This window comes from Tetragenococcus muriaticus DSM 15685, from assembly GCF_000423785.1.
Classification (GTDB): Bacteria; Bacillota; Bacilli; order Lactobacillales; family Enterococcaceae; genus Tetragenococcus; species Tetragenococcus muriaticus.
The window spans coordinates 12,598-37,995 of sequence record NZ_AUIQ01000011.1; the positions used below are offsets into that span (position 1 = coordinate 12,598).

A 25,398-nucleotide genomic window follows, 5' to 3' on the forward strand; every position below is an offset into this window, starting at 1 on the left:
AAATTTGGAAAAATAAATGGGCTGGAACACGTTAATATAAGAATTGTAAAGAAAACGTATACAAAAAGCGTATACATAAATAAAGAAAAGGAGAATTTTTACTATGGCAGAGAAGAAATACATTATGGCGATTGATGAAGGAACAACAAGCGCTAGAGCAATTTTGTTTGATAAAAATGCGAATGAAGTTGGTAGTTCACAAAAAGAATTTACCCAATATTTCCCTGACTCTGGTTGGGTAGAACAAAATGCCAATGAAATTTGGAATGCTGTGCAATCGGTTGTAGCTGGTGCGTTAATTGAATCCGGAATTCACCCTAGTGAAGTTGCCAGTGTGGGTATTACCAGTCAACGTGAAACGACAGTTATTTGGGATAAAAATACTGGGTTACCAATTTATAACGCAGTGGTGTGGCAATCTCGTCAATCTTCAGATATTGCCGAGCAATTAGTAAATGATGGCTACAAGGATTTCTTTCATAAGAAAACTGGATTAATTATTGATCCATATTTTTCTGCCACCAAGGTTCGTTGGATTTTAGACCGCGTCGAAGGTGCCCAGGAAAGAGCTGAAAATGGCGAATTGTTATTTGGTACGATTGATAGCTGGTTAGTTTGGAAATTAACCTCAGGTAAAGTTCATGTTACAGACTATTCCAATGCGAGCCGTACGATGCTATATAACATCTTTGACTTACAGTGGGATAAAGAAATTCTAGACTTGCTTAATATTCCTGAATCTATGTTACCAGAAGTAAAAAGTAACTCTGAGATCTATGGTTATACTGAAACGTATCATTTCTATGGTAGTGAAGTTCCGATTGCTGGAATGGCTGGGGACCAACAAGCTGCTTTGTTTGGTCAAATGGCCTTTGAACCTGGTATGGTAAAAAATACTTATGGGACAGGATCCTTTATTGTTATGAACATTGGGGAAGAACCGCAACTATCGGACAATGACTTGTTAACAACAATTGGTTATGGAATTAACGGTAAAATTTATTACGCATTAGAAGGCAGTATTTTTGTTTCTGGTTCAGCTATTCAATGGTTACGCGATGCGATGCACATGGTAGAAACAGCCCCTGAATCAGAAGAGGTTTCCAACAGAGCAAGTGATGATGATTATGTTTACGTGGTACCGGCCTTTACTGGGTTAGGTGCACCATACTGGGATTCTAACGCGCGTGGTGCAGTATTTGGTTTAACACGTGCTACTAGTAGAGAAGATTTCGTTAAAGCAACATTACAATCGATCGCTTATCAATCAAAAGATGTCATCGATACGATGAACAAAGATACAGACACTGATATTCAGCTTCTGAGAGTTGACGGTGGTGCTGCCAATAATGACACTCTTATGCAATTCCAATCAGATATTTTAAACATAGAGGTTGAACGTGCTGCTAACCTGGAAACGACTGCACTGGGTGCTGCTTATTTGGCTGGTCTAGCAGTTGGCTTCTGGGAAGATATGGATGCCTTGAAAGAACTAAAAGAAGAAGGAAAAACATTCGAACCAGAAATGTCTGAAGAAAAACGTAATGATCTTTATACTGGTTGGCAAGAAGCTGTTGAAGCAACTCGTGTCTTCAAACATCGTGCTAGGAAAGAAGGATAATTGAAATGGTTTTTTCATACAAGACAAGAAATGAAGAAATACGAAAAGTCCAAGATGAAGAAATGGATTTACTTGTAATTGGAGGAGGAATTACCGGAGCCGGCGTTGCTGTTCAAGCCGCCGCTTCCGGGATGAAAACGGCATTAGTTGAAATGCAGGACTTTGCAGAAGGAACATCTTCTCGTTCAACAAAATTAGTTCATGGTGGCATTCGCTATTTGAAAACATTTGATGTTGAAGTTGTGGCTGATACAGTACAAGAACGGGCAAATGTCCAACATATTGCTCCTCATATTCCCAAGCCTGATCCGATGTTATTGCCAATTTATGACGAAGCAGGTGCAACATTCAATATGTTCTCAGCTAAAATTGCAATGGATCTCTATGATCGCTTAGCTGGCGTTACCGGGAAATACGCTAATTATACAATAGACAAATCAGAAGTACTTGAAAGAGAACCACAATTAGAAAAAGAAGGATTACAAGGTGGCGGCGTTTATCTTGATTTCCGTAATAATGATTCTCGGCTAGTGATCGAAAACATTAAAAAAGCGCATGAAGATGGCGCATATATGTTAAACAAAGTCAAAGTGAACAAAATTACTCACGATCAGGATGGCAAAGTTAATGGGGCTGACGTTGAAGATTTAGTAACGGGAGAAACCTTCCATATTAAAGCCAAAGTGGTTATTAACACGTCAGGGCCTTGGACAGATGAAGTACGTGAACTAGATAAAAATGATAATTTATCTGATAAAATGCGTCCGACTAAAGGTGTTCATTTAGTCGTAGATAAAGAAAAGCTCAACGTACCACAACCAACCTATTTTGATACAGGTGAAAATGATGGTCGTATGATTTTTGTGATTCCTCGAGAAAATAAAACATATTTTGGTACCACAGATACTGACTATCATGGGGATTTTAACCACCCAACAGTCACTCAAGAGGATGTAGATTACCTACTACGAATCGTCAACCGCCGCTATCCAGATGCTGCGATCGGTTTAGATGATATCGAATCTAGTTGGGCTGGATTGCGTCCTTTAATTGCCAAAAATGGTGGTTCAGATTATAACGGTGGCGGTAATGATAAACTTTCCGATGAAAGCTTTAATAATGTAGTCAATACCACAAAGAAATATTTAGAAGATGCCGCTAAAAGAGGCGAAGTTGAAAAAGCCATCAAAGAAGCAGATAGTGAACAAGACGATGGTGAAGTAGACCCCTCTCAAGTTTCACGAGGAAGCAGCTTAGAAGAAGCAAGTGATGGTTTAATGACACTATCTGGAGGAAAGATTACAGATTATCGCTTGATGGCTGTCGGTGCTTTAAGAAAAATTCAAGAAAAGTTAGACGATCATTTTGATTTAATTGATTCCAAAGAATATCCTGTTTCTGGTGGAGATATTGATCCAGAAAATGTTGATGAAGAATTGGAAAAATTAGCAAAACAGGCTCAAGAAAAAGGATTAAGTGAAAAAGATGCTTTTTATTTAGCAGACCTTTATGGTTCAAACTTACCAACCGTATTGACGTATGATGAACCCATTCAGGGATTAAATCAGAGAGACAGCTTATCATTGAATTATGCGTTAAATGAAGAGCTAGTTTTGACTCCAGTAGATTATCTCATGCGCCGAACGAACTTTATCTTATTTATGCGAGATGAGTTAGATAATGTAAAACAACCTGTAATAGATAAGATGGCTGACTTTTATCAATGGACGAAAGAAGAAAAAGAGCGTTATATAAAAGAACTAGAAGATGTATTGGCAGAATCAGGGTTGCAAGAACTAAAGGGGGATTAACACGTGAGTGACAATTTACAAATCTTTAGTGAGTTTTTAGGAACAGCTATCTTAGTTTTATTAGGTGACGGAGTAGTTGCTGGAGTAAATTTGAAAAAAAGTAAGGCAGAAGGCGCTGGTTGGATTGCTATAACGGTAGGTTGGGGCATGGGGCTAGCGATGGCCGTATACATTGCCGGTTTTATGGGACCAGCTCATATCAATCCAGCTGTAACACTTGCTTTTGCAGCTATGGGTGACTTTTCTGTCGGACTTGTTGTGCCATTTATTATTGCACAAATATTAGGTGGGATTGTTGGAGCAACAATTGTTTGGTTAGCTTACATGCCGTTATGGAGCGAAACAGACGATGCAGATGGCATTTTAGCTTCGTTTGCTACTGCGCCTGCTGTACGTCATTTCACCGCTAATATGGTTACCGAAATTATTGGTACCTTTGTTTTGGTGCTAGGTTTACTCAGTTTAGGCGAAAATGATCTTTCTGATGGATTTAATCCTCTTCTTATAGGTATCTTAGTTCTTTCCATTGGGCTATCACTTGGTGGTCCTACAGGTTATGCGATCAATCCAGCGCGTGACTTAGGACCAAGAATTGCTCACCAAATTTTACCAATTGCAAATAAGGGCTCTTCCGATTGGGGCTATTCCTGGGTTCCTATCGTCGGTCCAATCATTGGTGGATTATTAGCAGCAGGGTTATTTACGATCATTCCATTTTAAATAAAAGTAATCCTCTATCTAAGACTCTTTAATGTCCTAGATGGAGGATTTTTTTTAGGAAAAACTAACTAAAAGGGTTTTAAGCCGTAAGTTATGTCCTGAAATTAGATTCAGGACATAGATCCAACAAAGTTATGTCCTGAGCACAATTTCAGGACATAGAATTAGCCAACTTATGTCCTGAAAGGGGATATAGCACATAGGTTTCGCCGACTTATGTGCTAAAAATCGATCTCAGGACATAAGTCGAGTCAAGTTATGTCCTGAGCGCAATTTCAGGACATAGAATTAGCCAACTTATGTCCTGAAAGCAAACTCAGGACATAGGTCTGTTAAAGTTATGGTCTAGTGGTGCATAGTTTGGAAATAAAATCAAAGTTTCAACACAACAGTGGCTTTCAAACAAAAAGAATCATAAAAGAGATGATTAAGTAGTTCTTTGTTTAATTCCTTGTAGTAACCATTTTTTTTGAAAGCGGAAGTCTTGCACTAGCTCTTCAGTAGTCCAATTATTGACAATACAATCAGTAAGAGCATCCATTACTAAATTCATTATAAAATATAAAAAACTAAGAGCTTCATCATAAGAGTCCATAGCAAAATGATTGTGCTTAAGTAGATCTAACCATTGAGAAAACATGGGCGAATCTGGTGATAGTTCCTTTCTCTTGGTCATTTGTGAGTGACTACTTTGAGTAAGTAATTGAAGCATTTGCCAATAGTGATCGTTTCGGTCTAATTCGCTACAGTATATTAGAAAATTTTCGATACCTAAGAAAAAGTCCTGTTTATGCTGACTGATAGATGTCAAAATATCTTCATGAATTTTCATAGCATATTTATGAATAAGATAGAAGTAGGCGTCTTCTAAATCTTGGAAATATTTATAGAATGCTCCGCGAGACATTTGCATTGCTTCGACGATTTCTGAAACTTTCACTTGACTAATATGTCGATTATAAAATTTTTCCAGTAAGATCTGTTCAATATGCTGCTTTTTTTCTTGCGATAAATTGAGAAATGTTTCTTTAGGCATTTACTTTTCTCCTTTAGTGATCTTTATTCACAGTATACTCGTGCTTACTTTTTTGTCACTATGGAAAAGAAACACTTCAATTTTTATCTTTTTCAAGTAGTTTACCATCTTTCATTTGGTAGGTTCGATCACTCCACTGAGTCATCCGTTCGTCATGGGTTACCATGATTGTAGCTTTTTGCTTTTCATGCGCTTCTCTTACTAATAATTTAACTACTTCGTAAGCATGATCTGTATCTAGGCTTGCTGTGGGTTCATCTGCTAGGATCAAACTTGGATTATTAAATAAGGCACGGGCGATAGCTACTCGTTGTCGTTCACCACCAGATAGATCACGAGGGTAGCTATTTTTCAAAGAAGCAATATCCAAAGATTCTAATAGTTCGTTTATTTGCTCATTAGAAGCTTTACGTTTATCTACTTTGTCGACTAGAATAAATTGTTCCTTAACTTTTAAAAATGGGATTAAGTTAGAACTTTGCAAAATAAAACCAATTTCTTTAAAACGTAAATCGGAGCGCTTTTTTTCTGATAAGTTAGAAAAGGAAACGCCATTAATTAAAATGTCTCCAGAAGTTGGGCTTTGGAGGCCACCAGAGATAGTTAAAAATGTGCTTTTCCCTGAACCAGAAGGGCCAATAATGCTTATGAATTCTCCTTTTTTGGCTGTAAAATTAACTTCTTCTAACGCAGTAATTTCTGTATGACCGGAACCAAATTTTTTTAAAATATTATCCATAACTAATATATCTTTCATACTTATCCTCCTATAGCGGTAATGGGGTCAACTTTAGCGACTGATCGTATTGAGAATAATCCACCTATAATAGCGACTGAAACTAAAACGAAACTATAAAGTAGCCATTGTGACCAAATAATGGCAAAAGGCATCGCAGTAGGTAAGACTAGGCTTGTAAGATAAGCAAGTATCATCGCAACGCCAGTGCCCAATATTCCTATTACGAATGATTGAGCAATGATTGATTTTGCTATAAACCAATTCCGTATGCCTTGTGCTTTCATCACACCAAAAATGGCGTTTTTCTGTAATGTAATAACATACATAAAAATGCCTATGACGGCTGTAGCTGTTACAAATAAGAAATAAATCATAGCATCTAATGTGAGATTTTGAGCCGAATAACCAGGAATATTTTCAATTAATTCGGGAGTCGTCAAGAGATCTAAATCTTCTTCATTTTCTACTTGTGTTACTTTTTCTTCTGTAGCAATGGCGTTGATTGGTTTTTCCTCATCAGAAGCAAATGGTTGATCGCCAAACTTCAATGATGTCCAAGTTTCCAAATCCGTATAAACCACGGGGCTTACGGTATAATAAGATTCGGGGAAAATACCAGTAATGGTTAAATCTTCTTCGTATTGACCAATATTAATTTTATCGCCAACTTGATACCCTGTATCTGCTAGATTTTGTGAAATGATAATATCATTTTTATTTTTGAAATTTTCTCCTTGGGTTAGTTCAGGCAGTAAAAAAGCTTGCTTAGTACTACCAAAAACTGTGATATCTTGTTGAGTGCCTTTAATCGCTCCGCTGTATAAACCAATGGGAGCTTTAGTAGAACTTTGAACATCATCAATATTGCCTCTTGTTAGCTGAGAAGCAGTAAGTGTTTTATTTGCTTCATCAGATAAAACAATTTCTTCAGCTTGCCAGTCTTCTACGCCTTTTTTAAATTCTTCTGCTAATCCTCTTGCTAATCCAGAGAGCATAAAGACGACATAAGCAATTAAAACCATCATTCCAATTATTAAGCCAAAACGTAATTTAGAATAACGCATTTCTTTTAATGCTAAAAACATATTAGTAACCTCCTGAATAATGTTAGTGACAATTTGTCACTCGTTTACTATACAACAAAAGTGACAAAATGTCACTAATGAAATAAATTTTTTTAAAAGGAAGCTTGGACATAAAAAAGAAGCTACCATTTTTGGTAACTTCTTTTTAAGTAAGCTTTAATCAATTTTTAGCAACATAGCATTAATAGCAACAATAATCGTACTTAGTGACATCACAATTGCGCCGACTGCTGGGCTTAAAATGATACCAATTGGAGCTAAGACACCAGCTGCTAATGGGATAGCTACAATGTTGTATCCAGCACCCCACCAGATATTTTGTACCATCTTACGTTGCGTACGTTTAGCTAACGTTAGGAAGTGCATGATATCAGATGGGTCACTTTTGACTAATATTACATCAGCTGAGTCGATAGCAACGTCTGTACCAGCGCCAATGGCTATACCAATATCTGCTCTTGCCAAACTAGGTGCGTCATTGACACCATCGCCAACCATCATAACAACTTGGCCGTTATCGCGATAATCTTTGACCATTTTTTCTTTATCTTCAGGCATCAATTCTGCATGTACATCATCAATACCTAATTCTTTCGCGACAGCTTGAGCTACTTGTTGATTATCTCCTGTTAACATGACAGGTTCGATATCTTGATCTTTTAAGGATTGTATCATGGATTTAGCGCTAGGTTTTATTTGATCACCTTGAGCAACTAGGCCGATGTTTTGTTCATCAATTAATAGGAAACTAACGGAATTTCCTTGTTTTGATAGTTCGTCAAAATTATTTTTATCATAATCAATCGATTGTTTATTTAAATAAGAAACACTTGCTACTTTAATGTTTTTTCCGTTTACAGTTCCTTTAAGTCCAACACCTGGTAGGTTATCGACATCGGAAGCTTCTGGAATATCTAGGGATAATTCTTCTGCTTTATTTAAAATGCCGAGAGCTAATGGATGATTCGAATTTTGTTCTAACGCTGAGATATAAGTAAGTACTTGATCAGCGGTATAATCATCACTAAATGAGCGATAATCGTTTACAGCAAAGTTACCTTCTGTTAATGTTCCTGTTTTATCCATTAAAATGACATCCGCACTTTTTGCAGTTTCCAAGGCTTCTCGATTTTGTAATAGTAATCCGTTTTTAGCACCCAAAGATGTTGAACGTGCGATAACTAAAGGAATAGCAAGTCCTAACGCATGTGGACAAGCAATGATAAGAACGGTAACCATACGTTCAAAAGCTGTACTTAAATCGGAAGTAATTAACCAACCGATAAATGCTAAAATCCCAGCAGCTAGTGCAACGTAAAACAGCCATTTGGCAACTTTATCAGAAAGAGTTTCTACTCTTGATTTTTCATTCTGTGCGTTTTCGACAAGAGTCATCACTTGAGATAGGTAACCAGATTCACCCGTACCTGTGACTTCTACTGTAATTGTACCAGAACCGTTAACGGAACCACCAATAACAGTATCTTTTTGTTCTTTTTCCACGTCTTTAGCTTCACCGGTAACCATTGCTTCGTTAACACTAGTAGTGCCCTTTAAAACTGTGCCGTCAGTCGGGATTTTTTCGCCAGCTTTAATTAATACATGTTGTCCTTCTTGTACTTCTTGTAGGGAAATATCTTTTGTATCGCCATTATCATCGACAATGTGGGCCGTGTTTGGTAGTAACTGAGCCATTTCTTCTAGTGCACTGCCTGCATTACTTACAGCATTCATTTCTACCCAATGGCCTAATAGCATAATGACAATTAATGTAGCCAACTCCCAGAAAAAGTCCATGACATGATCTGCTTGGGGTACGAAATTATTCATGACAAAGGCATATAAACTGTAGATATAAGCCACTGTAATTCCTAAAGAAATCAATGTCATCATCGCAGGTTCTTTGGAAGACAATTCCATCTTTGCTCCTTGTAGGAAAGGTTGCCCACCATAAAAGAACAAAATCGTAGCTAGAATTAATACAATCCATTCAGAACCAGCAAATTGAAATTGGAAGGGTAAATCCATACCCATCATAGGTGACATTAAAATAATTGGAATAGTCAAAACTAAAGAAATAAAAAACTTAGGCTTTAAATTTCCCATATGCATGGAATGATCCATTCCAGAATGTCCGCTATGATCATGATCGTGGTCCATTGAAGAATGATCTGTATGTTGTTGATGTTCATGTGTTGTACTCATTACGACTGCCTCCTTTTTTATATTACACATTCAGTGTAGCATTGTTGTTTACGTTTGTAAACGAAAATGAATGGAGAAGAAGGAGATTTTATCAAGTGAGACCATCTAAGCCGCCAGCACCACCGTTATGTCCCCCAACTAAATGGCTACGAGCAATACTGCGTGCGCCCTCTAATTTACTAGTAGCATAAACAATGGAAGCAAAACCGTATTTAGCACGGATTTTATCAACCACTTTATCTAGGCGTTCTTCAGTTAAACGTTGATCAGCTTCTGAAAATAAATCTATTTCCCGTGCTTGCGTATAAACTAATTTGGAATAAGTAATGCCCACATGACGAATAGCTTGCTTGTCATAATACTTACGAAATAAACGTAAGCAATGAGCTTTTAATTCTTTATTAGTGTTGGTCGCAGGGATCGTCATTTGATGAGAAAACCCGCTATCACTTTCGCCGTAAGCTGTACCGATATAAAGATGTATACATGAAGTTAAGCAATCGTGACGGCGGATTCGAGCAGCCACTTGTTCTGCTAATTCACCGATAACAATCTCAATTTCTCGTTGATCGGTATAGTTTTTAGGTAAAACTTGGCTATTTCCGTAAGATTTTTCTTTTACTTTAGGAGGTGTTTCACTTAGAATTGTTCGATCGATGCCATTTGCATGATGGTAAAGCTGTTCGCCAATAACACCAAAGCGGTAATAAAGTAAGTCCACATTTGAATTAGCCAATTGTTCGATGGTATTAATGCCAATTTTAGCTAGTTGTTTTTTTGTACGTGTACCAATGCCCCAAAATTCCGTCATCGGATGAACTTGCCAAACTTTATTTTCGATATCGCGATAGCTCCATTCAGCGGTATAGTTATTTGCTTTTTGATATTTGGCGTCGGTATCTAAAGCCAGTTTTCCTAATAAAGGGTTGTCGCCAATTCCTATTGAAAGAATTAATCCTGTTTTTTCATAGATTTCTTTTTGGATTTTTTGTGCCATCTTCCATCGTTTTTCTTGGCGAGACAAATGAGGACTTGGGAAAAATAGATTCAAGGAACGTGTCACGTCTAAAATCGATTCATCAATTGAATAAATTAATAAATCTTCAGGAGCGACGTAAGTTTCAAATAGCCGATTTAGTGCCATGTTTTCTTTAATATACAATTTCATACGTGGAGGTACTTGTTTTAATAAAGGGTGATCAGGCAAATGGTCTACGCGCGAAACATTAGAAATCCCTAAGACTTCTTTAGCTTTAGGAGAGGCAGCTAGAATTAAACCATTGCCTGTGTTATCGGCGTGGCTAGCGACTACTAGCATAGTTTCTAAAGGGTCCCAATCGTGAAAGATACATTCCACTGTAGCATAAAAACTTTTCACATCAATAAATAAAATATCGCGTAAAGGTTCTTTTTCATAATCAAAATAAACCAAAACGACCACCTACTTTCACTTTTATTATACGAACAAACGTTCCTGTTTGTAAAGAAAAAGTTAACCCCTGGAAATAAAGAATAAAAAGCTGAGCATTTAAAAGAAAAAAATTTCAATAAGAGTGATAACGTTTTATTTTGCTAGGAAGCATTCTCATGGTACACTAAAATTGAGTTAACAAATTAAATAGGAGGCGAACAATATATGGCAAGAATTGGAAGAGCATTATTAGAGCGTTTGTCAAATGAAGGGGTACAAGGACCATTTATTACAATTATGGTAAATACTAATGTATCTCCTCAAGGAGTAGAAAAAGATCAAATTAAGATTAAAAACTTTATGAAAAAAGCAAAAGCTCGTTTTGATAAACGTTATCCAGATCAAAATTGGGAACCATTCCAAGAAAAACTTGATGATTTGTTAAACGATCGAGCATTTTTCCGTAATGCAACAACAAGTGTCGCTATTATTTTAACTGCAGAAGAAACCTATATTCATCGATTAAGTATTCGTGTTGATGAACAATATTATGTAGGAGATACACCTTACTTGTTGGCTATCATTAAAAATGCTCAATTTAATTATCGCTATTACTTGATGGCGTTAAATCGTGACTCTATGGATTTGTATTTTATGAGTAATAAAAAACTTTCAGAAGTTGAACTACCTAGTGATGCGCCAACGGACTTAGAAACAGCTTTAGGTACTGAAATCACAGGTGGTGGATCCGATTTTCGTTCTGGTTTAGGTTATCATAGCGGGAACCCAAAAGATGAAGAAGTTAATATTGATTGGAACAATTACTATCAAGCAATTGATAACTTTTTAAGAAATGAACTTGAAAATGAAGAAAAAGTTCCGCTTTATCTTTTCGCTCTTTCTGAAAATCAAACAACTTTCAAGAAAAATGCGAAATATAATTACTATGATCCAACCATAGCCATTACTCGTTCACCAGCACAACTTTCCATTCAAGAAATGGAAGAAGAAACAGGTCCTATTACCGATGAACTATCAAAAAGAGAAATCGCTGAGTATAAGAAATTAATCGAGCGAAAAAGCTTTGATCAAATTGCTGATATCAAACAAGCAGCTGCATTAGGACGAGTTGATCAATTTTTTATCGCTACATCTAACTTGCAAGAAAACTTCGGTGAAAATCCTGAAGAAGAGTATGATTGGCGCCAAGTTCTTAACACAACGGCGCGTGACGTATTACGCAATAGCGGCGATGTATTCGTACTCGATCAAGATGATGCACCAGGAGAAAAAAGTTTATACGCTACTTTAAGATATTAATGATTTATTGCTGAAAATAAACAGGCACTTATGTTTCGTAAGTGTCTGTTATTTTTTCAAATTGATGTGAAAAATTTTTTGCAAATAGTTAGGCATTTATTAGTTTATATGTTATACTATGAAATGTAGTTTTTGTTACGTAATTTATGGTAGCTTGTTTCATCTAAGAACATCTTCCAAATATTCACTTAACAAGGATTCGCAAAATATGTGTTTATACACAAGGAGGATTTTTTTACATGGAAACAAGTACAGTGAAATGGTTTAACGCAGAAAAAGGTTATGGTTTTATTACAGGTGAAGATGGTAACGATGTATTCGTTCACTTTTCAGCTATCCAAGAAGAAGGATTCAAAACCTTAGAAGAAGGCCAATCCGTAACTTTCGATATCGAAGAAGGCCAACGCGGACCACAAGCTACTAATGTAGTAAAAGCTTAATTTAAAAAATCAAGCATAAAACGGGGCAAATTTTGCTCCGTTTTTTTATTGCCATTTAAATAACGTTCGTGCTTTTTATTTGATGACTGCTGTTTGAAAAAAGATAGTTGTTCATAGTAATCCTAGAATTCTTTAAAACTAGAGCGGGGGAGATTAAAGTAGTTCTAGATTTTCCTATTGCTTTATTTTCATTTATTGGTTTTTCATTCGTTCTGTATTATAATGCAAGAAGCAAAGAAAAGGTGAAAAACAATGAATACCACTTATGCAGTTGTAGATATCGAAACAACAGGAACCGATCCTGAGACTGATCGCATCATTCAATTTGGTTGTGTTTTAGTAGAAAATGATGAAATTATCAGTCGTTTTGCTGTAGATATTAATCCTATTAAACCTATTTCAAATAAAATCCAGCACTTGACACATATTTCAAATCAACGGGTTAAAAAGGCGCTTTATTTTGAAGATGTCGCAGCCACTATTTATAATTTGTTAGCTGATACGACATTTGTGGCTCATAACATCCATTTTGATTACAATTTTTTAAATCATGAAATGGCACGTTGTGGGATGCCCGAATTGCAAATTCCAGGTATTGATACTGTGGAGTTGGCACAAATTTTTTTGCCTACTCAAGTAAGTTTTCGTTTAAATGATTTAGCTGAAAGTTTAGGACTCCAACATGAATCGCCACACCAAGCGGATAGCGATGCGGAGGTGACAGCTTCTTTATTATTACATATTAAAGATACGATGGAAAAGTTACCTTTAGTCACGTTAGAAAAAATCAGCCAATTAAGTGAGATGACAAGCAAACAAACGAACTTGTTTATCAAACAAATAACGTCTCAAAAGCAGGCGGATCCGCAGCCGTTAGATCCTTCTTTACAAGTAATAGACGGTGTTGCTCTACGTAAAAAAGAGGTTCCGTTATTTGAAGAAATCTACTATGAACAGCGCTATCCCAAAACCAAAAAAGAAAAAATGAACCTTTATCAAGATCAACTGACTTATCGTAAAGAACAAGGGCAACTAATGAATACTGTTTTTCGTCATTTTGCAGAAAACGAAGAAAAAAATTTGTTGATCGAAGCTTCTACGGGAATGGGCAAGACAATTGGCTATTTATTACCTGCGGCTTTTTTAGCAACGCCTGAAAGTCCGCTTATTATCAGTACAGTCTCTATTTTGTTGCAGCATCAATTGATCGATCAAGACATTCCTTTGTTGAATCGATTGATTGACCAACCGCTATATGCAACTGTTGTTAAAAGCAAAAGTCATTATATTGATTTGCAACGTTTTAAAGCAACTTTAGAATCTCCGGTTCAGCAAAAACAATATGCGCTTTATCAAATGGGGATTTTGGTGTGGTTAACACAAACTACAACGGGGGACTTAGATGAATTAAACTTAATTCGTTTGGACCATTTGTTATTTCAAGAAATTACACACCGCGGTATAAACTATTTGTCTGAAAAACAACCATTTTATCAAGAGGATTTCTTATGGCATTTGCAACAACGCATGGCACAAAGTAATATTTTAATTATCAATCATGCGTTTTTAGCTCAAGAAACTCAACGCAGCCAGCCATTGTTGCCTGAAAGTCGCTATTTACTTATTGATGAAGCGCATCATTTGCCAGAAACGATGGAGAAAGTATCTCAAAATTATCTTGATACTTCTGCATTTCAACGAAAAGTTCAACAATTTCATGAAGACGAGCAACTATTCGATCAGATTGAGGCGATGCTAAAAAATGATACAGAAAGTTTGCGCTTGTTTTCGTTATATCAAGAAGAACTACAAGCAATTATTGATGGCCAAGAAGATTTGTTTTTTGAATGGTTTACCGACTGGCCCTTACAAGAAGAGGTCATTTTACAAGTAGAACAGCGGCAAAATTTGTCACTAACTGTCGAAAAAAACATTGAGCGATTATTATTGTATTATCAAGAATTACTTAGTATTCAATCGCAGTTAAATGACTATTTAAATACGATTAGCGACGCTTGGTTAGATCGCCAGCGGGTCTATTTTGGTGAATTTCTTTCTTTTTATGAAGAAATGCAGACACAAGCTGCATTTATGAAAGATTGGCTAACAAATTGGTCTTCTTCTTATGTCCATTGGTTGTATTTATATGGAAATAGAAAGACCGCCCGTTTGCAATTAATTGACTTTCAAGCAGCCGTTTTACCGAATACGAGTTGGTATGAACGATATGAAAAGATTGTCTATTTAGGTGGTACTTTGAAGGTTCCTAAAAATAGAAATTATTTTGCAAAAAAATTAGGAATCCCCGACGCTCCATTAAAAGTTATCCCGCAAACCTATAACTACGAGCAACAAGCTAAGCTTCTCATTACAAGTGATGATGTGAAAATCAATGAATTAGGTAATAAAGAATATGCAGATTATATAGCAAAAAATTTAACCATTCTTTTGGAAGATACAACAAAACCTGCCCTAGTTTTATTTACCTCTCATGAGATCTTGCAAAAAGTTTACAAAAAAATGCATCAGCATTTTTTAAGTAAGGGACGAGAAATTCTTGCCCAAGGCATGGGAGGGAGTAAAGAAAAGCTGCTTAAGCGATTTATTCAATCCAAAGAATCCATTCTATTTGGTGCAGATAGTTTTTGGGAAGGGGTGGATTTGCCAGGAGACGCCTTACAGCTATTAATTGTTACGCGCTTGCCTTTTGAAAATCCCAATCGGCCACTCATTCGAGCAAGAAATTATTATTTAAATGAACAAGGAGTGGATTCTTTTTCACAAGAAAGCCTTCCTAAGGCAGCTTTGAAATTAAGGCAAGGCTTAGGAAGACTGATTCGATCCGAAAAAGATAAAGGGTTAATGATTTTATTTGATCGGCGATTTGTAACGAAAAGTTATGGAAAACGTTTGGAAAAAGCCTTACCGAAAGAGTTACCTGTGCAAGAGGCAACAATATATGAGATGAAACAGCTTATAGAAGAATTTTTACAAAACCCATAATTTTCATAAAAAAATGGTACAGTTTTCATGCAACTTTTTGTATAATAGGAACTAGTTCAAAGAAAGGGTGCGTGTAAAGTGCCAGATAACGACAAAAGAGAAAAATACAAAGTTACTGCTTTGTTTGCCATTAGTATGGTTTTACTTTTCATTATTTTCTTTTCTATTATCTTTTATATTCGCGCGTCACGACCGATGCGGCAAGCTAGGCAAGAAGCCGAAGAAATTGCTGAAGAGTATGCCAATATTGATACAGTGGATGATTTTTATTGGTTTACGCGTGAAGAAACTTATTTTACCGTTATGGGAAGAGATGAAGATGATAGAGCACTAGCTGTGATTGTCCCTCAATCTGGAGATAGAGTTACAGTAGAAGAGCAAAGTGAAGGACTGAGTGAGCAAGAAGCCAGACAAGCAGTACTCCAAGAACACGAGAATGAAACAGTTGAAAAAGCTAGTTTAGGGATGGTAGATGATACCCCAGTCTGGGAAGTAGTGACGACCGATAACAATGAAGATACTGTAGGGAGTAATTATTACTTATTACAATTCCAAGACGGAGAAGAAGTTAAAACACTTCGTGACATCTAGCTTGTAAATAGAAAGGATGTAAGCAAATGCAATTTTCAAAACGATCTAGAAATTTAGAGCCTTCTGTCACTTTAGGAGCTTCAGAAAAGGCAAAACAATTAAAGGCCCAAGGAGCAGATGTTTTAAGTCTAACGGTAGGAGAGCCGGATTTTACAACACCTGTTCATATACAAGAAGCAGCAATTGAGGCAATTCGTTCAGGCCAAACGAGTTTTTATACACCAACTTCTGGAATTCCTCAATTAAAACAAGCTATTGTTGCTTATTTAAAACAATACTATGGATTGACTTATGATACATCTGAAACAATGGTGACAGATGGGGCGAAATTTGCGCTTTATACCTTATTTCAAGCGATTTTAGATCCAGATGATGAAGTGATTATTCCTGTCCCTTATTGGGTGAGTTATGGCGAACAAGTAAAATTAGCAGCAGGTACACCGATTTTTGTCGAAGGAAAAGAAGAAAATCAATTTAAGATTACAGCTGAACAATTAGAAGCAGCAACTACAGAGCACACGAAAGCACTGATTTTAAATTCCCCTTCCAATCCAACCGGAATGATCTATAGTAAAGAAGAACTTGAAGCTATCGGTGAATGGGCCGTTAAACATGATATTTTAATTGTTTCTGATGATATTTATGGACGGCTAGTTTATGATGACAATGTCTTTACACCTATAGCAACAATTTCAGAAAAAATTCGTCGACAAACATTAATTGTTAATGGCGTTTCTAAATCTTATTCCATGACAGGTTGGCGTATCGGATTTGTCGCTGGAAATAAAGAGTTGATCCAAGCAATGTCAGATATTGCCTCTCAATCAACAAGTAATCCTGCAGCGGTTAGTCAATTTGCAGCAGCAGAAGCTTTGAATGGTCCCCAAGATTCTGTGGAAGAAATGCGTAAAGCTTTTGAAGAACGAATGAAACGTATTTATCCGTTATTGTTAGAAATTCCTGGGGTTAAATTGCAAAAACCGCAAGGCGCATTTTATTTCTTTCCTAATGTAAAAGAAACAATGGAACTATGTGGTTATGACAATGTGACTGAATTTTGCGATGCATTGTTAAATGAAGCGCATGTTGCAACAGTTACGGGCCAAGGATTTGGTTCTAATGAAAATATTCGCATTAGCTATGCAACAGATATGCGAACTCTAGAAGAGATGGTAAAACGCATAAAAGAATTCGTAGAGAAAAAAAGGAAAAAGTAGAAAAAAGCGAGAATGTTAGGTTATAGAATGGAGAGACACAGTTGGAAAAAATTCAAATTATTGATGCTAATAAACATGTAGGAGAAGTTGTAAAAATTGGCGCTTGGGTAGCTAACAAACGTTCCAGTGGGAAGATTGCGTTTTTACAATTGCGTGATGGAACAGCTTACTTCCAAGGAGTTGTAGTAAAAAATGATGTTACAGAAGAAACGTTTCACTTAGCTAAAGAACTACCTCAAGAAACGTCTGTTTGGGTTACTGGAGAAATACGGGAAGATAGTCGTTCGAAATTTGGCTATGAACTTGGGGTGCAAGATATTGAGGTTGTTGGAGAAAGTCATGACTATCCAATAACGCCTAAAGAACACGGCACAGAATTTCTAATGGACCACCGTCATTTGTGGTTACGTTCTTCTAGACAACACGCTATTATGCAGGTTCGTAACGAAGTTATTCGTGCCACTTACGAATTTTTTAATTCTCGGCACTTTACAAAAGTAGATCCGCCAATTTTAACTGGATCTGCTCCAGAAGGAACAACAGATTTATTCGAAACGAACTATTTTGACCAAAAAGCTTATTTATCTCAATCAGGACAACTTTATATGGAAGCTGCCGCAATGGCTTTTGGGAAAGTTTTTTCCTTTGGGCCAACTTTTCGGGCAGAAAAATCTAAAACTCGTCGTCACTTGATTGAGTTTTGGATGATGGAACCAGAAATGGCTTTTATGCATCAAGAAGAAAGCTTACAAATTCAAGAAGAATACGTCGCATTTTTAGTACAAAACTTATTGGATAATTGCGATTATGCCTTACACGTATTAGAACGTGACCGAACCGTATTAGAAAAATATACAAAATTACCTTATCCACGTATTTCATATGATGATGCCGTGACGCTATTACAAGAAAATGGATTTGACGATATTGAGTGGGGAGAAGATTTCGGTGCACCGCACGAAACCTTTATTGCCAATTCGTTTGATCAACCCGTTTTCATTCTAAATTATCCAAAAGACACGAAGCCCTTTTATATGAAACCTCATCCGACAAGAGAGGACATTGTGATCTGTGCTGATTTGATCGCTCCAGAAGGATACGGGGAAATCATTGGTGGTTCAGAACGAGCTACTGATTATAATTATTTATTAGAACAAATTAGAAACCATGGCCTAGATGAAAATGAGTACTCTTGGTATTTGGATCTTCGTAGATATGGTTCTGTTCCCCATGCTGGCTTTGGCTTAGGGTTAGAAAGAGCAGTTACATGGTTAGCTGGAATTGAACATGTACGAGAAGCCATTCCATTCCCACGTTTGTTGAATCGAATTTATCCGTAAAAGCAACAGACAACTTTTTTAAGTTGTCTGTTTTTTTGAATTGGTATATTTCATAGACAAAAAGGTAATACTGTAATATAATTGATTTTAATAGTATTGTTACTGAAATAGGGAAAATTGGTATATATGAGGTGGAAAATTGAAATATTTTACTTTATCTACTTGTACGTTTGTTGCATACGTGTTATGTATATAGTATAGTAATAATTTTGTAAGGGTTTTAATAGAGGAGGTAAATTTAATGAATCAAGTGGAAGCTATCCAAGTGGGAGAACGGTATAAAGTACAACCAAGTTATTTCCATCGTCCTTTTATTGGTAGGGTAAATGATGTAAGCGGCTCGACTATTGTTTTTGAAGTAGAAAATTTTGAACTATGTGATCAAGAGAAGATAGAGGCCAGCCGACTAATCACTGTGGAGTTTGCAGATGTGAAGCATTCGATGATTAATAATTATTTCTTTAGCTGAAAATAAGTTAATAAAAAGTGTCAAAATTTTATTTCGATAAATTTTGACACTTTTTTTTAGTTTTGGTAGTAAATAAATTTAAAAAAAATAGAAATTTATTTTTCAATCTTTAATGAACGTTTCCTTTTTCATTGTTTTCAGGTAAAATAATAAGGTATGGAACAGGAGGCATATTTGTGAGTACCCCACTTGTTTTAGCAAGCAAAGAATTTTATTTAATGTTGGTTCAATTGGCTAGTAAGAGAACTAAAAAAAAGAACGACAGGATTATTTTCTTACTTAGCTTTCCAGAGAGTAGCCAAATGACTTTACAATTGTTATACAAACATTTTCCAGAAAAATTGGTTATTTGTTATGCTAAAAATGCGAAAGACCTAGCTGAGTTTTATGAAAATAAAGGCTGTCCAATTTATTGTATTGATACCTTTTCTGTATTGATAAAAGACATTGTGCCGCTTGTTTCTAGTAGTAAGCTAGTTTTTTGTGATAACTATTTTGCTTTCTTAGCTCGTATTACATTCAATAATAAAGCTAGTGTAGTGCAATTGTGGCATGCAAATGGTGCTATTAAATTATTTGGACTTGCAGCGAAGTATACTAAAAATGTAACAAAAAGAGATCGAGAAAGATACATCGAGGTTTATAATAAGTTTACGCATTACGTTGTGAGTTCGCAAAAAATGGCAGACGTTTTTGCGAAAAATTATCGACAAGCAATTAATGAACTACCTTTTGGTTATTTACCTACAGATCTTTTTTTTGATCAAGAATGGTTACATAGGGCAAAAAAACAATTTAAACATAATTTTCCTACTAATAAAAAAATTGCATTGTATGTTCCAACTTATCGTGAACATCAATCAGAAGTACCCTTGGATTTTTCCTCTTTGAAAAGACAATTAAACGATGAATGGTTGGTTATGGTAAAGCCACACCCTCATGATAAAGAGCTTTATCAAAAAGTGAAAGATATAGATGGAATCATTTCTGATTTTAAAGAGATGGATTTAGCTCAAATCTTACCTTCAGTAGATTGTTTAATTACGGACTATTCTTCTATTCCTTTCGAGTATTCCCTAGCTAACCCTAATGGAAAAATGGTCTTTTTTTGTTATGATTACGAGGAGTATAAGAAAGAAGTAGGTATTGAAGAAGGGTTTCAATATTGGGCACCTGGAAAAATAGTAAAGAAACAAAATGAGTTGGTTTCAGCAATCCAAGCTCCTTCAGAGGAGGGCTTTGAAACTTTCAATCAAATGTGGAATGAATATGCGCATGGAAGTGCTCGCGAACAATTGTTAAAGTGGGTGAAAAACGTATATGATAACTGAAGAAATTATGGGATTTCCTGTGGATGTGATTACTTATAACGAAATTATTAAAGACTTGCCAGAGTATTTACAAAGTGATAAAAAGATGAGCGCTATTAGCGTGAATCCACAAATTATTGTCGAAGGACAGAACCGCTCGGAGATCTATGAATTTATTAAAAAAAGTACACATCGGATTCCTGATGGCATAGGTATTGTATTGGTTTCAAAGCTACTAGGCGGGCAAATTAAAGAACGCGTAGCAGGTATTGAATTAATGTACCGGTTCTTAGAATATGCGAATACATATAAGAAAAGTATTTTTTTATACGGAGCCAAACCTGAAGTTGTTGCTGATGCTGCGGAAAAAATCCAAAATGATTATCCAAACTTAATACTAAGTGGTAGAATCGATGGGTATACAGATTTATCAGAAACTGAAATTATTGAAAAAATTAACTATAGCAAGCCAGATTTTCTATTTGTAGCACTGGGTTTTCCTAAGCAAGAAGAGTGGTTAGCAAGAAATATCCCCCAATTAGATGCTTCTGTATTTCAGGATGTTGGGGGAAGCTTTGATGTATTTAGTGGACATGTTAAACGTGCGCCTCAATTTTTTATTGATGTCCATTTAGAGTGGTTGTACCGATCGTTAACTGATCGTAAAAGGTTTAAACGGATTTTACAACTACCTATATTTGTAATTAAAAGTTTATTTTGGAAGGTTCGTACAAGAAATGATAAAAAGAGTTCTTAGTAAAATATATAAAATCATTTTTAATTTTTCTGCCACAGTTTTTCCCATACAAAAAGGGATGGTTTTATTAGAAACATTCAATGGGAAATTACCATCAGATAACCCTTACGCCATTTATCAGGAACTAATCAAGAAGATGGAAAAGAAGAATTTATATTGGGGAATAAAAAAAGAGAACATGAGGGAAGCAAAAGAAAAATATCCTGATTTGAATCTTGTCCCTCGTTTCTCAGTCAAGTGGCTATGGCTTACTACTCGAGCCAATTTTTGGATATTTAATTCACGCATGCCTAACTGGTTAAAGAAAAACAAAGATACAGTTTACATCCAAACTTGGCATGGAACGCCTTTGAAAAAATTAGGGGCTGATATACAAGAAGTAGCGATGCCAGGTACTGACACAGAAAAGTATAAAAATAACTTTATTGTTGAAGCTAAGCGTTGGGATTATTTAGTCGCTCCTAATGAGTATTCTGAAAAAATCTTTAAACAAGCTTTTCAATTTCAAAATAATGTATTGGAAATTGGCTACCCAAGAAATGATGAGTTAGTTAATAATAAAGACAATAAGCAGTTACGAAATGAATTAAAGCAAAAGATTATTGGCAAGGAAAGTGGTCGTGTCATTCTTTATGCCCCTACTTGGCGTGATGATTATTTTATTAAAAAAGGTAGCTATAAATTCTTTATGCCTTTTGATCTAGAGAAAATAACCCAATGTTTAGGAAAAGAGGACACGGTAGTTATTCGCCCCCATTACTTAGTTGGTGACTCAATTAATATTGAAGGCTACGAAGATCAGATCAAAATTTGCATGAATGAACCTATTAATGAGCTATATTTGATTAGCGATTTATTGATTACGGACTATTCTTCCGTAATGTTTGATTTTGCGATATTACAACGACCTATGTTATTTTATCCTTATGATATAGAACATTATAAAGAAAAACTTCGAGGATTTTATCTGGATTATAATGAAGTCCCTGGACCAATCGCACAAAATGAAAAAGATTTTTATCAATTTATTCAAGAATTTATGTCGTATGGTAAATTTTCGCAATATGAAGATAAGGTACATGCATTTGAGCAAAGGTTTTGTCAGTGGGAGAAGGGAAGAGCCTCTCAAGAAGTTAGCCAGCTGATAGATAAAGAGGTTGAGCTAGAAATTAAATAAAAAGTGAACATTTTTTATTTCAATAAGGTGTAATTGATTTGTTTTATACTAATATAGCTAAAAAGTAGTTACTCAAAGTTAGTAATATATAATTTTGAGTAGCTATTTTTAGAAAAAGTAGAGCAAAAAGGAGATTGTGTGAGTGGAATATAATAGACGACTTAGGAGTTTCTATAATTTTCTATTTTTAAAAGTTAATATGAACATTGAATTGGAGTAATTTTTGTTGTAGAGTTAGCAATGTATTTGCTTTTTTGTAACTACGGTTATGAAATTGTTTATTATTTTATTTACTAATTAGAGTTTTAAGAATGTAATTAAGCAGTGATTGATAATTAGGGGTTTATGTATATTTGGAGGCCAAGGAAGTGAAACAAAGAATTAAATTGTTAACAACACATGATGAAAAAGTTATAATCGAAAATCCAGAGCAACTAGTAAATCCTGAGGCTTTTCTTCTAAGTAAGGGAAAAGATAAAATTGATATTGAACTTATATCTCAGACGGGAAATTTAATCTTAAAAAATCCAAAAAAGAAGATGGAACCTGGAACCGACTACTTTTTGTATATCAATAATCAGTTAAAAGCAAGCGAACAAAATATAATTTTTAGTTTGAATAATCTAAGTATTGAAGGCGATACTGGTTCTATTATTTTTAGAAAACATGAAAATACTACTTTCCCTAAAAATCTTGATTATGTATTAGAAGGCGATATGCCTGTTCAAACGGTGAATTTTGTAGAAGAAAATCTTTTATTAAATTTATACAATAATGATTTAACGAAAAAAAATACTGAAAACTGTTTCTTAGTAAATGAAGAAACAGATGAAAAAAAGGAGCTTTCCTTTTATTTTCTTGAAAATACGCTTTCAATTAGCTTGCCTCTAACTTTACCTAAGGGTCATTGGCAAATGAAAATTCTCTATAGAATTGGTGATGTTTATTTATTGGATAATGTAGTTGAAGGAAGCCCTATATATTATAATAAATCATCGTTTATTGGTTACATGGGAGAATATCAAGGAAGATATCAAGGAATTTATTTCAACAAGAATCAGCTTATAATATGTTCACTTAGTATTGAAGAGTTTTTTAAAGAATTACCAATTGAAGAAAGAACAGATATAATAGTAGATCAAGTTATTACTCATGAAGCTCCCGAAAAAGGACTGGAATTACATATAATCGATAAGCAATTTAATTTAAGTCTGTTAGCAGAAATTGTTTTTGTTTCAAGAAAAGGCAAAAAACGTGTAAGAATTCCTACTGTTAAATTAATGAATGGAAATATATTTGTACCTTTTACTGCGGCAACTATGGAAGAAGTTGGAAAGAACCGATGGGACTTAGAAGGCTGGTCTGTCAGTGGGAATAAGACAAAAGCTGGAAGACTACAAGTGCTGAGAGATTCTAACGCAAAGTTCACTTATTTAAATTATTCTATTGACGATTATGCGGTTATGGCTTATACGACAAAGAACAATTATATTGCAATATTAAAATCCTCTGGTTCTTCTGTGCTTAGAGAAAAATATAAAATAAAAACTAAAATGACGGATATTACTAAGCAGGAAAAGAAAGGCTTTATAATAACTCTTCAAGTAAAAAAAGTTGGAAATATATTTGTAAAAAATATTCTATTGAAGTTAAGGTCACAAGATGTAACGAAAACTATTAAAACTAATGACACGGAAGTAGAGTTAATTCAAAATAGTAGATATTCAGTTAAGGGATCCTTTTTTATGGACTGGAATAAAAGTTTTTTCCCATTATATTGGGACATTTTTATAATAGTTGAAAATGAGGAAGGAAATGAGGAAGAAGTAAAAGTAACGGGAGCAACTAACAAATTAAAAAAGAAAATAAATAAAGACTATTTCAAAAATGCGATTTATACTGAGGATAAGATACTTTATCCTTATGTAACACTGAAGAATGACATAGCGTTTATGATGCGTGAAAAAGAGTATTACGAGAACAAAACAAATAAAATTAAAGAAAAATTAGCTTATATAACATATTTGTTGATGAAGCCATTTTATTACAGAAATAAAGATATTTGGTTAGGCTTTGAGAAATTTTCTTCTACAGCTCAAGATAATGGCTATGCATTTTTCCAATACGTTGATGATAATAAATTGCATGATCATTTCTATTTTATACTAGACAAACATTCTTCTGACTATAATGAAGTTAAAAAGAGTAGTAATAAAGTCATTCCTTTTATGTCATTTAGGTATCTCCTGTTAGTTTATGCAAGTAATCTATTGGTATCTTCAGAGAATAAACGACATGTATATAATTTACATATACGGTCGGGAATTGTACCTAGAAAAATTGCTAATAAAAAAAGTGTATTTCTTCAACATGGAGTTACGGCATTAAAACAATCTAATGTCTTTAAAAAATCAAAAGGAAGAGGTAATTTTAGTTTAGTTATTGCAACTTCTGATTTAGAAAAAGAAATTATTCATCAAAATTGGAAATACGAATTAAATGAAATTGCTGTAACAGGATTTGCTAGGTGGGATAAACTATTTGATAAGTCAAAACTCAGAAATCAAAAAAAGATTTTTGTTATGCCAACCTGGAGAACTTGGATGGAAGGTATGCCTATAGATGAGTTTAAGGAGACAGATTATTATAATAATTATATCAACTTTTTAAAGTCAAATAAGCTGGAAGCGATCCTTGAAAAGGAAAATTTACAACTGGTTTTCTTTCTACATCCCAAATTTAAACAGTATATTTCTGAATTCCAACTAGATAGTAGCCGAATTATTTTAAAGGAGTTTCAAAATATTAAAGTAAATGAAGAAATTATGGAAGCATCTTTAATGATTAGTGATTATTCTTCTGTAACTTGGGATATGTTTTTCATGAAGAAACCAGTGTTATTTTATCAATTTGACTATGAAAAATATGAACGTTTTGAAGGAAGTTATATAGATATGGAAACACAATTATTTGGTGAGCGTGCATTTAATAAAGAAGAACTTATTCAGTTGATACAAGAATACGCAGAGAATAGTTTTCAATTAAAGTTTTATTATGAAAAACTACATGAAGAGTATTTTAAGTATGCTGATCATAATAATTCAGAAAGAATTTTTGATGTAGTTAAAGAGTTAAATTAGGAGGAA

The 25,398-nt window shown here is 34.9% G+C and carries 19 protein-coding genes; 14 read left to right on the forward strand and 5 right to left on the reverse strand.

Going from position 1 to position 25,398, the window contains the following annotated elements; genetic code table 11:
• Nucleotides 1-103: 103 nt before the first annotated feature.
• The 3 genes from glpK to G577_RS0103105 are packed head-to-tail and all read left to right on the forward strand — an operon-like array spanning nt 104 to nt 4,152.
• A complete protein-coding gene (gene glpK / locus G577_RS0103095) occupies nt 104-1,621 on the forward strand; it encodes a glycerol kinase GlpK (RefSeq protein ID WP_028789916.1) in 1,518 nt (505 codons plus the stop codon).
• Nucleotides 1,622-1,626: 5 nt separating this feature from the next.
• On the forward strand, nt 1,627-3,432 hold the full coding sequence (gene glpO, locus G577_RS0103100; RefSeq protein WP_028789917.1) for a type 1 glycerol-3-phosphate oxidase: 1,806 nt from the start codon (nt 1,627-1,629) through the stop codon (nt 3,430-3,432).
• 3 nt (nt 3,433-3,435) lie between these two features.
• Nucleotides 3,436-4,152 carry an MIP/aquaporin family protein gene (locus tag G577_RS0103105; RefSeq protein WP_028789918.1) on the forward strand — a complete coding sequence of 239 codons (717 nt, stop codon included), beginning with the start codon at nt 3,436-3,438 and terminating at the stop codon, nt 4,150-4,152.
• Between the two features lie 427 nt (nt 4,153-4,579).
• On the opposite strand, the gene G577_RS0103110 is transcribed toward G577_RS0103105, so the two are convergent.
• The 5 genes from G577_RS0103110 to G577_RS0103130 form a co-directional block, all read right to left on the reverse strand.
• Nucleotides 4,580-5,188, reverse strand: coding sequence for a TetR/AcrR family transcriptional regulator (locus G577_RS0103110; protein ID WP_028789919.1), 609 nt, complete (start codon nt 5,186-5,188; stop codon nt 4,580-4,582).
• Between the two features lie 76 nt (nt 5,189-5,264).
• Nucleotides 5,265-5,945: an ABC transporter ATP-binding protein gene (locus tag G577_RS0103115; protein ID WP_028789920.1), complete on the reverse strand. Its 681-nt coding sequence runs from the start codon at nt 5,943-5,945 to the stop codon at nt 5,265-5,267.
• 2 nt (nt 5,946-5,947) lie between these two features.
• On the reverse strand, nt 5,948-7,012 hold the full coding sequence (locus G577_RS0103120) for an ABC transporter permease (protein WP_028789921.1): 1,065 nt from the start codon (nt 7,010-7,012) through the stop codon (nt 5,948-5,950).
• A 156-nt stretch (nt 7,013-7,168) separates the two neighbouring features.
• A complete protein-coding gene (locus G577_RS0103125) occupies nt 7,169-9,217 on the reverse strand; it encodes a heavy metal translocating P-type ATPase (RefSeq protein ID WP_028789922.1) in 2,049 nt (682 codons plus the stop codon).
• A 91-nt stretch (nt 9,218-9,308) separates the two neighbouring features.
• Entirely contained in the window at nt 9,309-10,649 is a 1,341-nt protein-coding gene (locus G577_RS0103130) for a Y-family DNA polymerase (protein ID WP_028789923.1), read from the reverse strand.
• Nucleotides 10,650-10,853: 204 nt separating this feature from the next.
• On the opposite strand from G577_RS0103130, the gene G577_RS0103135 reads away from it, so the two are divergent.
• From G577_RS0103135 to G577_RS0103185, 11 genes are all read left to right on the forward strand, one after another.
• A complete protein-coding gene (locus G577_RS0103135; RefSeq protein WP_028789924.1) occupies nt 10,854-11,948 on the forward strand; it encodes a baeRF6 domain-containing protein in 1,095 nt (364 codons plus the stop codon).
• Nucleotides 11,949-12,187: 239 nt separating this feature from the next.
• Nucleotides 12,188-12,388 carry a cold-shock protein gene (locus G577_RS0103140; RefSeq protein WP_028789925.1) on the forward strand — a complete coding sequence of 67 codons (201 nt, stop codon included), beginning with the start codon at nt 12,188-12,190 and terminating at the stop codon, nt 12,386-12,388.
• A 252-nt stretch (nt 12,389-12,640) separates the two neighbouring features.
• Nucleotides 12,641-15,391, forward strand: coding sequence for a helicase C-terminal domain-containing protein (locus G577_RS0103145; protein ID WP_028789926.1), 2,751 nt, complete (start codon nt 12,641-12,643; stop codon nt 15,389-15,391).
• A 78-nt stretch (nt 15,392-15,469) separates the two neighbouring features.
• Complete coding sequence (locus G577_RS0103150) at nt 15,470-15,982, forward strand: cell wall elongation regulator TseB-like domain-containing protein (protein ID WP_028789927.1); 513 nt, start codon at nt 15,470-15,472, stop codon at nt 15,980-15,982.
• Nucleotides 15,983-16,008: 26 nt separating this feature from the next.
• The gene (locus G577_RS0103155; RefSeq protein WP_028789928.1) at nt 16,009-17,199 is read left to right on the forward strand and encodes a pyridoxal phosphate-dependent aminotransferase; all 1,191 of its coding nucleotides are present in this window, start codon (nt 16,009-16,011) and stop codon (nt 17,197-17,199) included.
• A 41-nt stretch (nt 17,200-17,240) separates the two neighbouring features.
• A complete protein-coding gene (asnS, locus tag G577_RS0103160) occupies nt 17,241-18,539 on the forward strand; it encodes an asparagine--tRNA ligase (protein WP_028789929.1) in 1,299 nt (432 codons plus the stop codon).
• A gap of 241 nt (nt 18,540-18,780) precedes the next feature.
• On the forward strand, nt 18,781-19,008 hold the full coding sequence (locus tag G577_RS0103165) for a hypothetical protein (protein ID WP_014125009.1): 228 nt from the start codon (nt 18,781-18,783) through the stop codon (nt 19,006-19,008).
• Between the two features lie 176 nt (nt 19,009-19,184).
• Complete coding sequence (locus tag G577_RS0103170; protein WP_028789930.1) at nt 19,185-20,339, forward strand: CDP-glycerol glycerophosphotransferase family protein; 1,155 nt, start codon at nt 19,185-19,187, stop codon at nt 20,337-20,339.
• Nucleotides 20,329-21,075 carry a WecB/TagA/CpsF family glycosyltransferase gene (locus tag G577_RS0103175; RefSeq protein ID WP_014125007.1) on the forward strand — a complete coding sequence of 249 codons (747 nt, stop codon included), beginning with the start codon at nt 20,329-20,331 and terminating at the stop codon, nt 21,073-21,075. The genes G577_RS0103170 and G577_RS0103175 overlap by 11 nt, the downstream gene beginning before the upstream one ends.
• Nucleotides 21,056-22,252, forward strand: coding sequence for a CDP-glycerol glycerophosphotransferase family protein (locus G577_RS0103180; RefSeq protein WP_028789931.1), 1,197 nt, complete (start codon nt 21,056-21,058; stop codon nt 22,250-22,252). The genes G577_RS0103175 and G577_RS0103180 overlap by 20 nt, the downstream gene beginning before the upstream one ends.
• A gap of 368 nt (nt 22,253-22,620) precedes the next feature.
• Nucleotides 22,621-25,392, forward strand: coding sequence for a CDP-glycerol glycerophosphotransferase family protein (locus G577_RS0103185; RefSeq protein WP_155988477.1), 2,772 nt, complete (start codon nt 22,621-22,623; stop codon nt 25,390-25,392).
• The last annotated feature ends 6 nt before the right edge of the window (nt 25,393-25,398 follow it).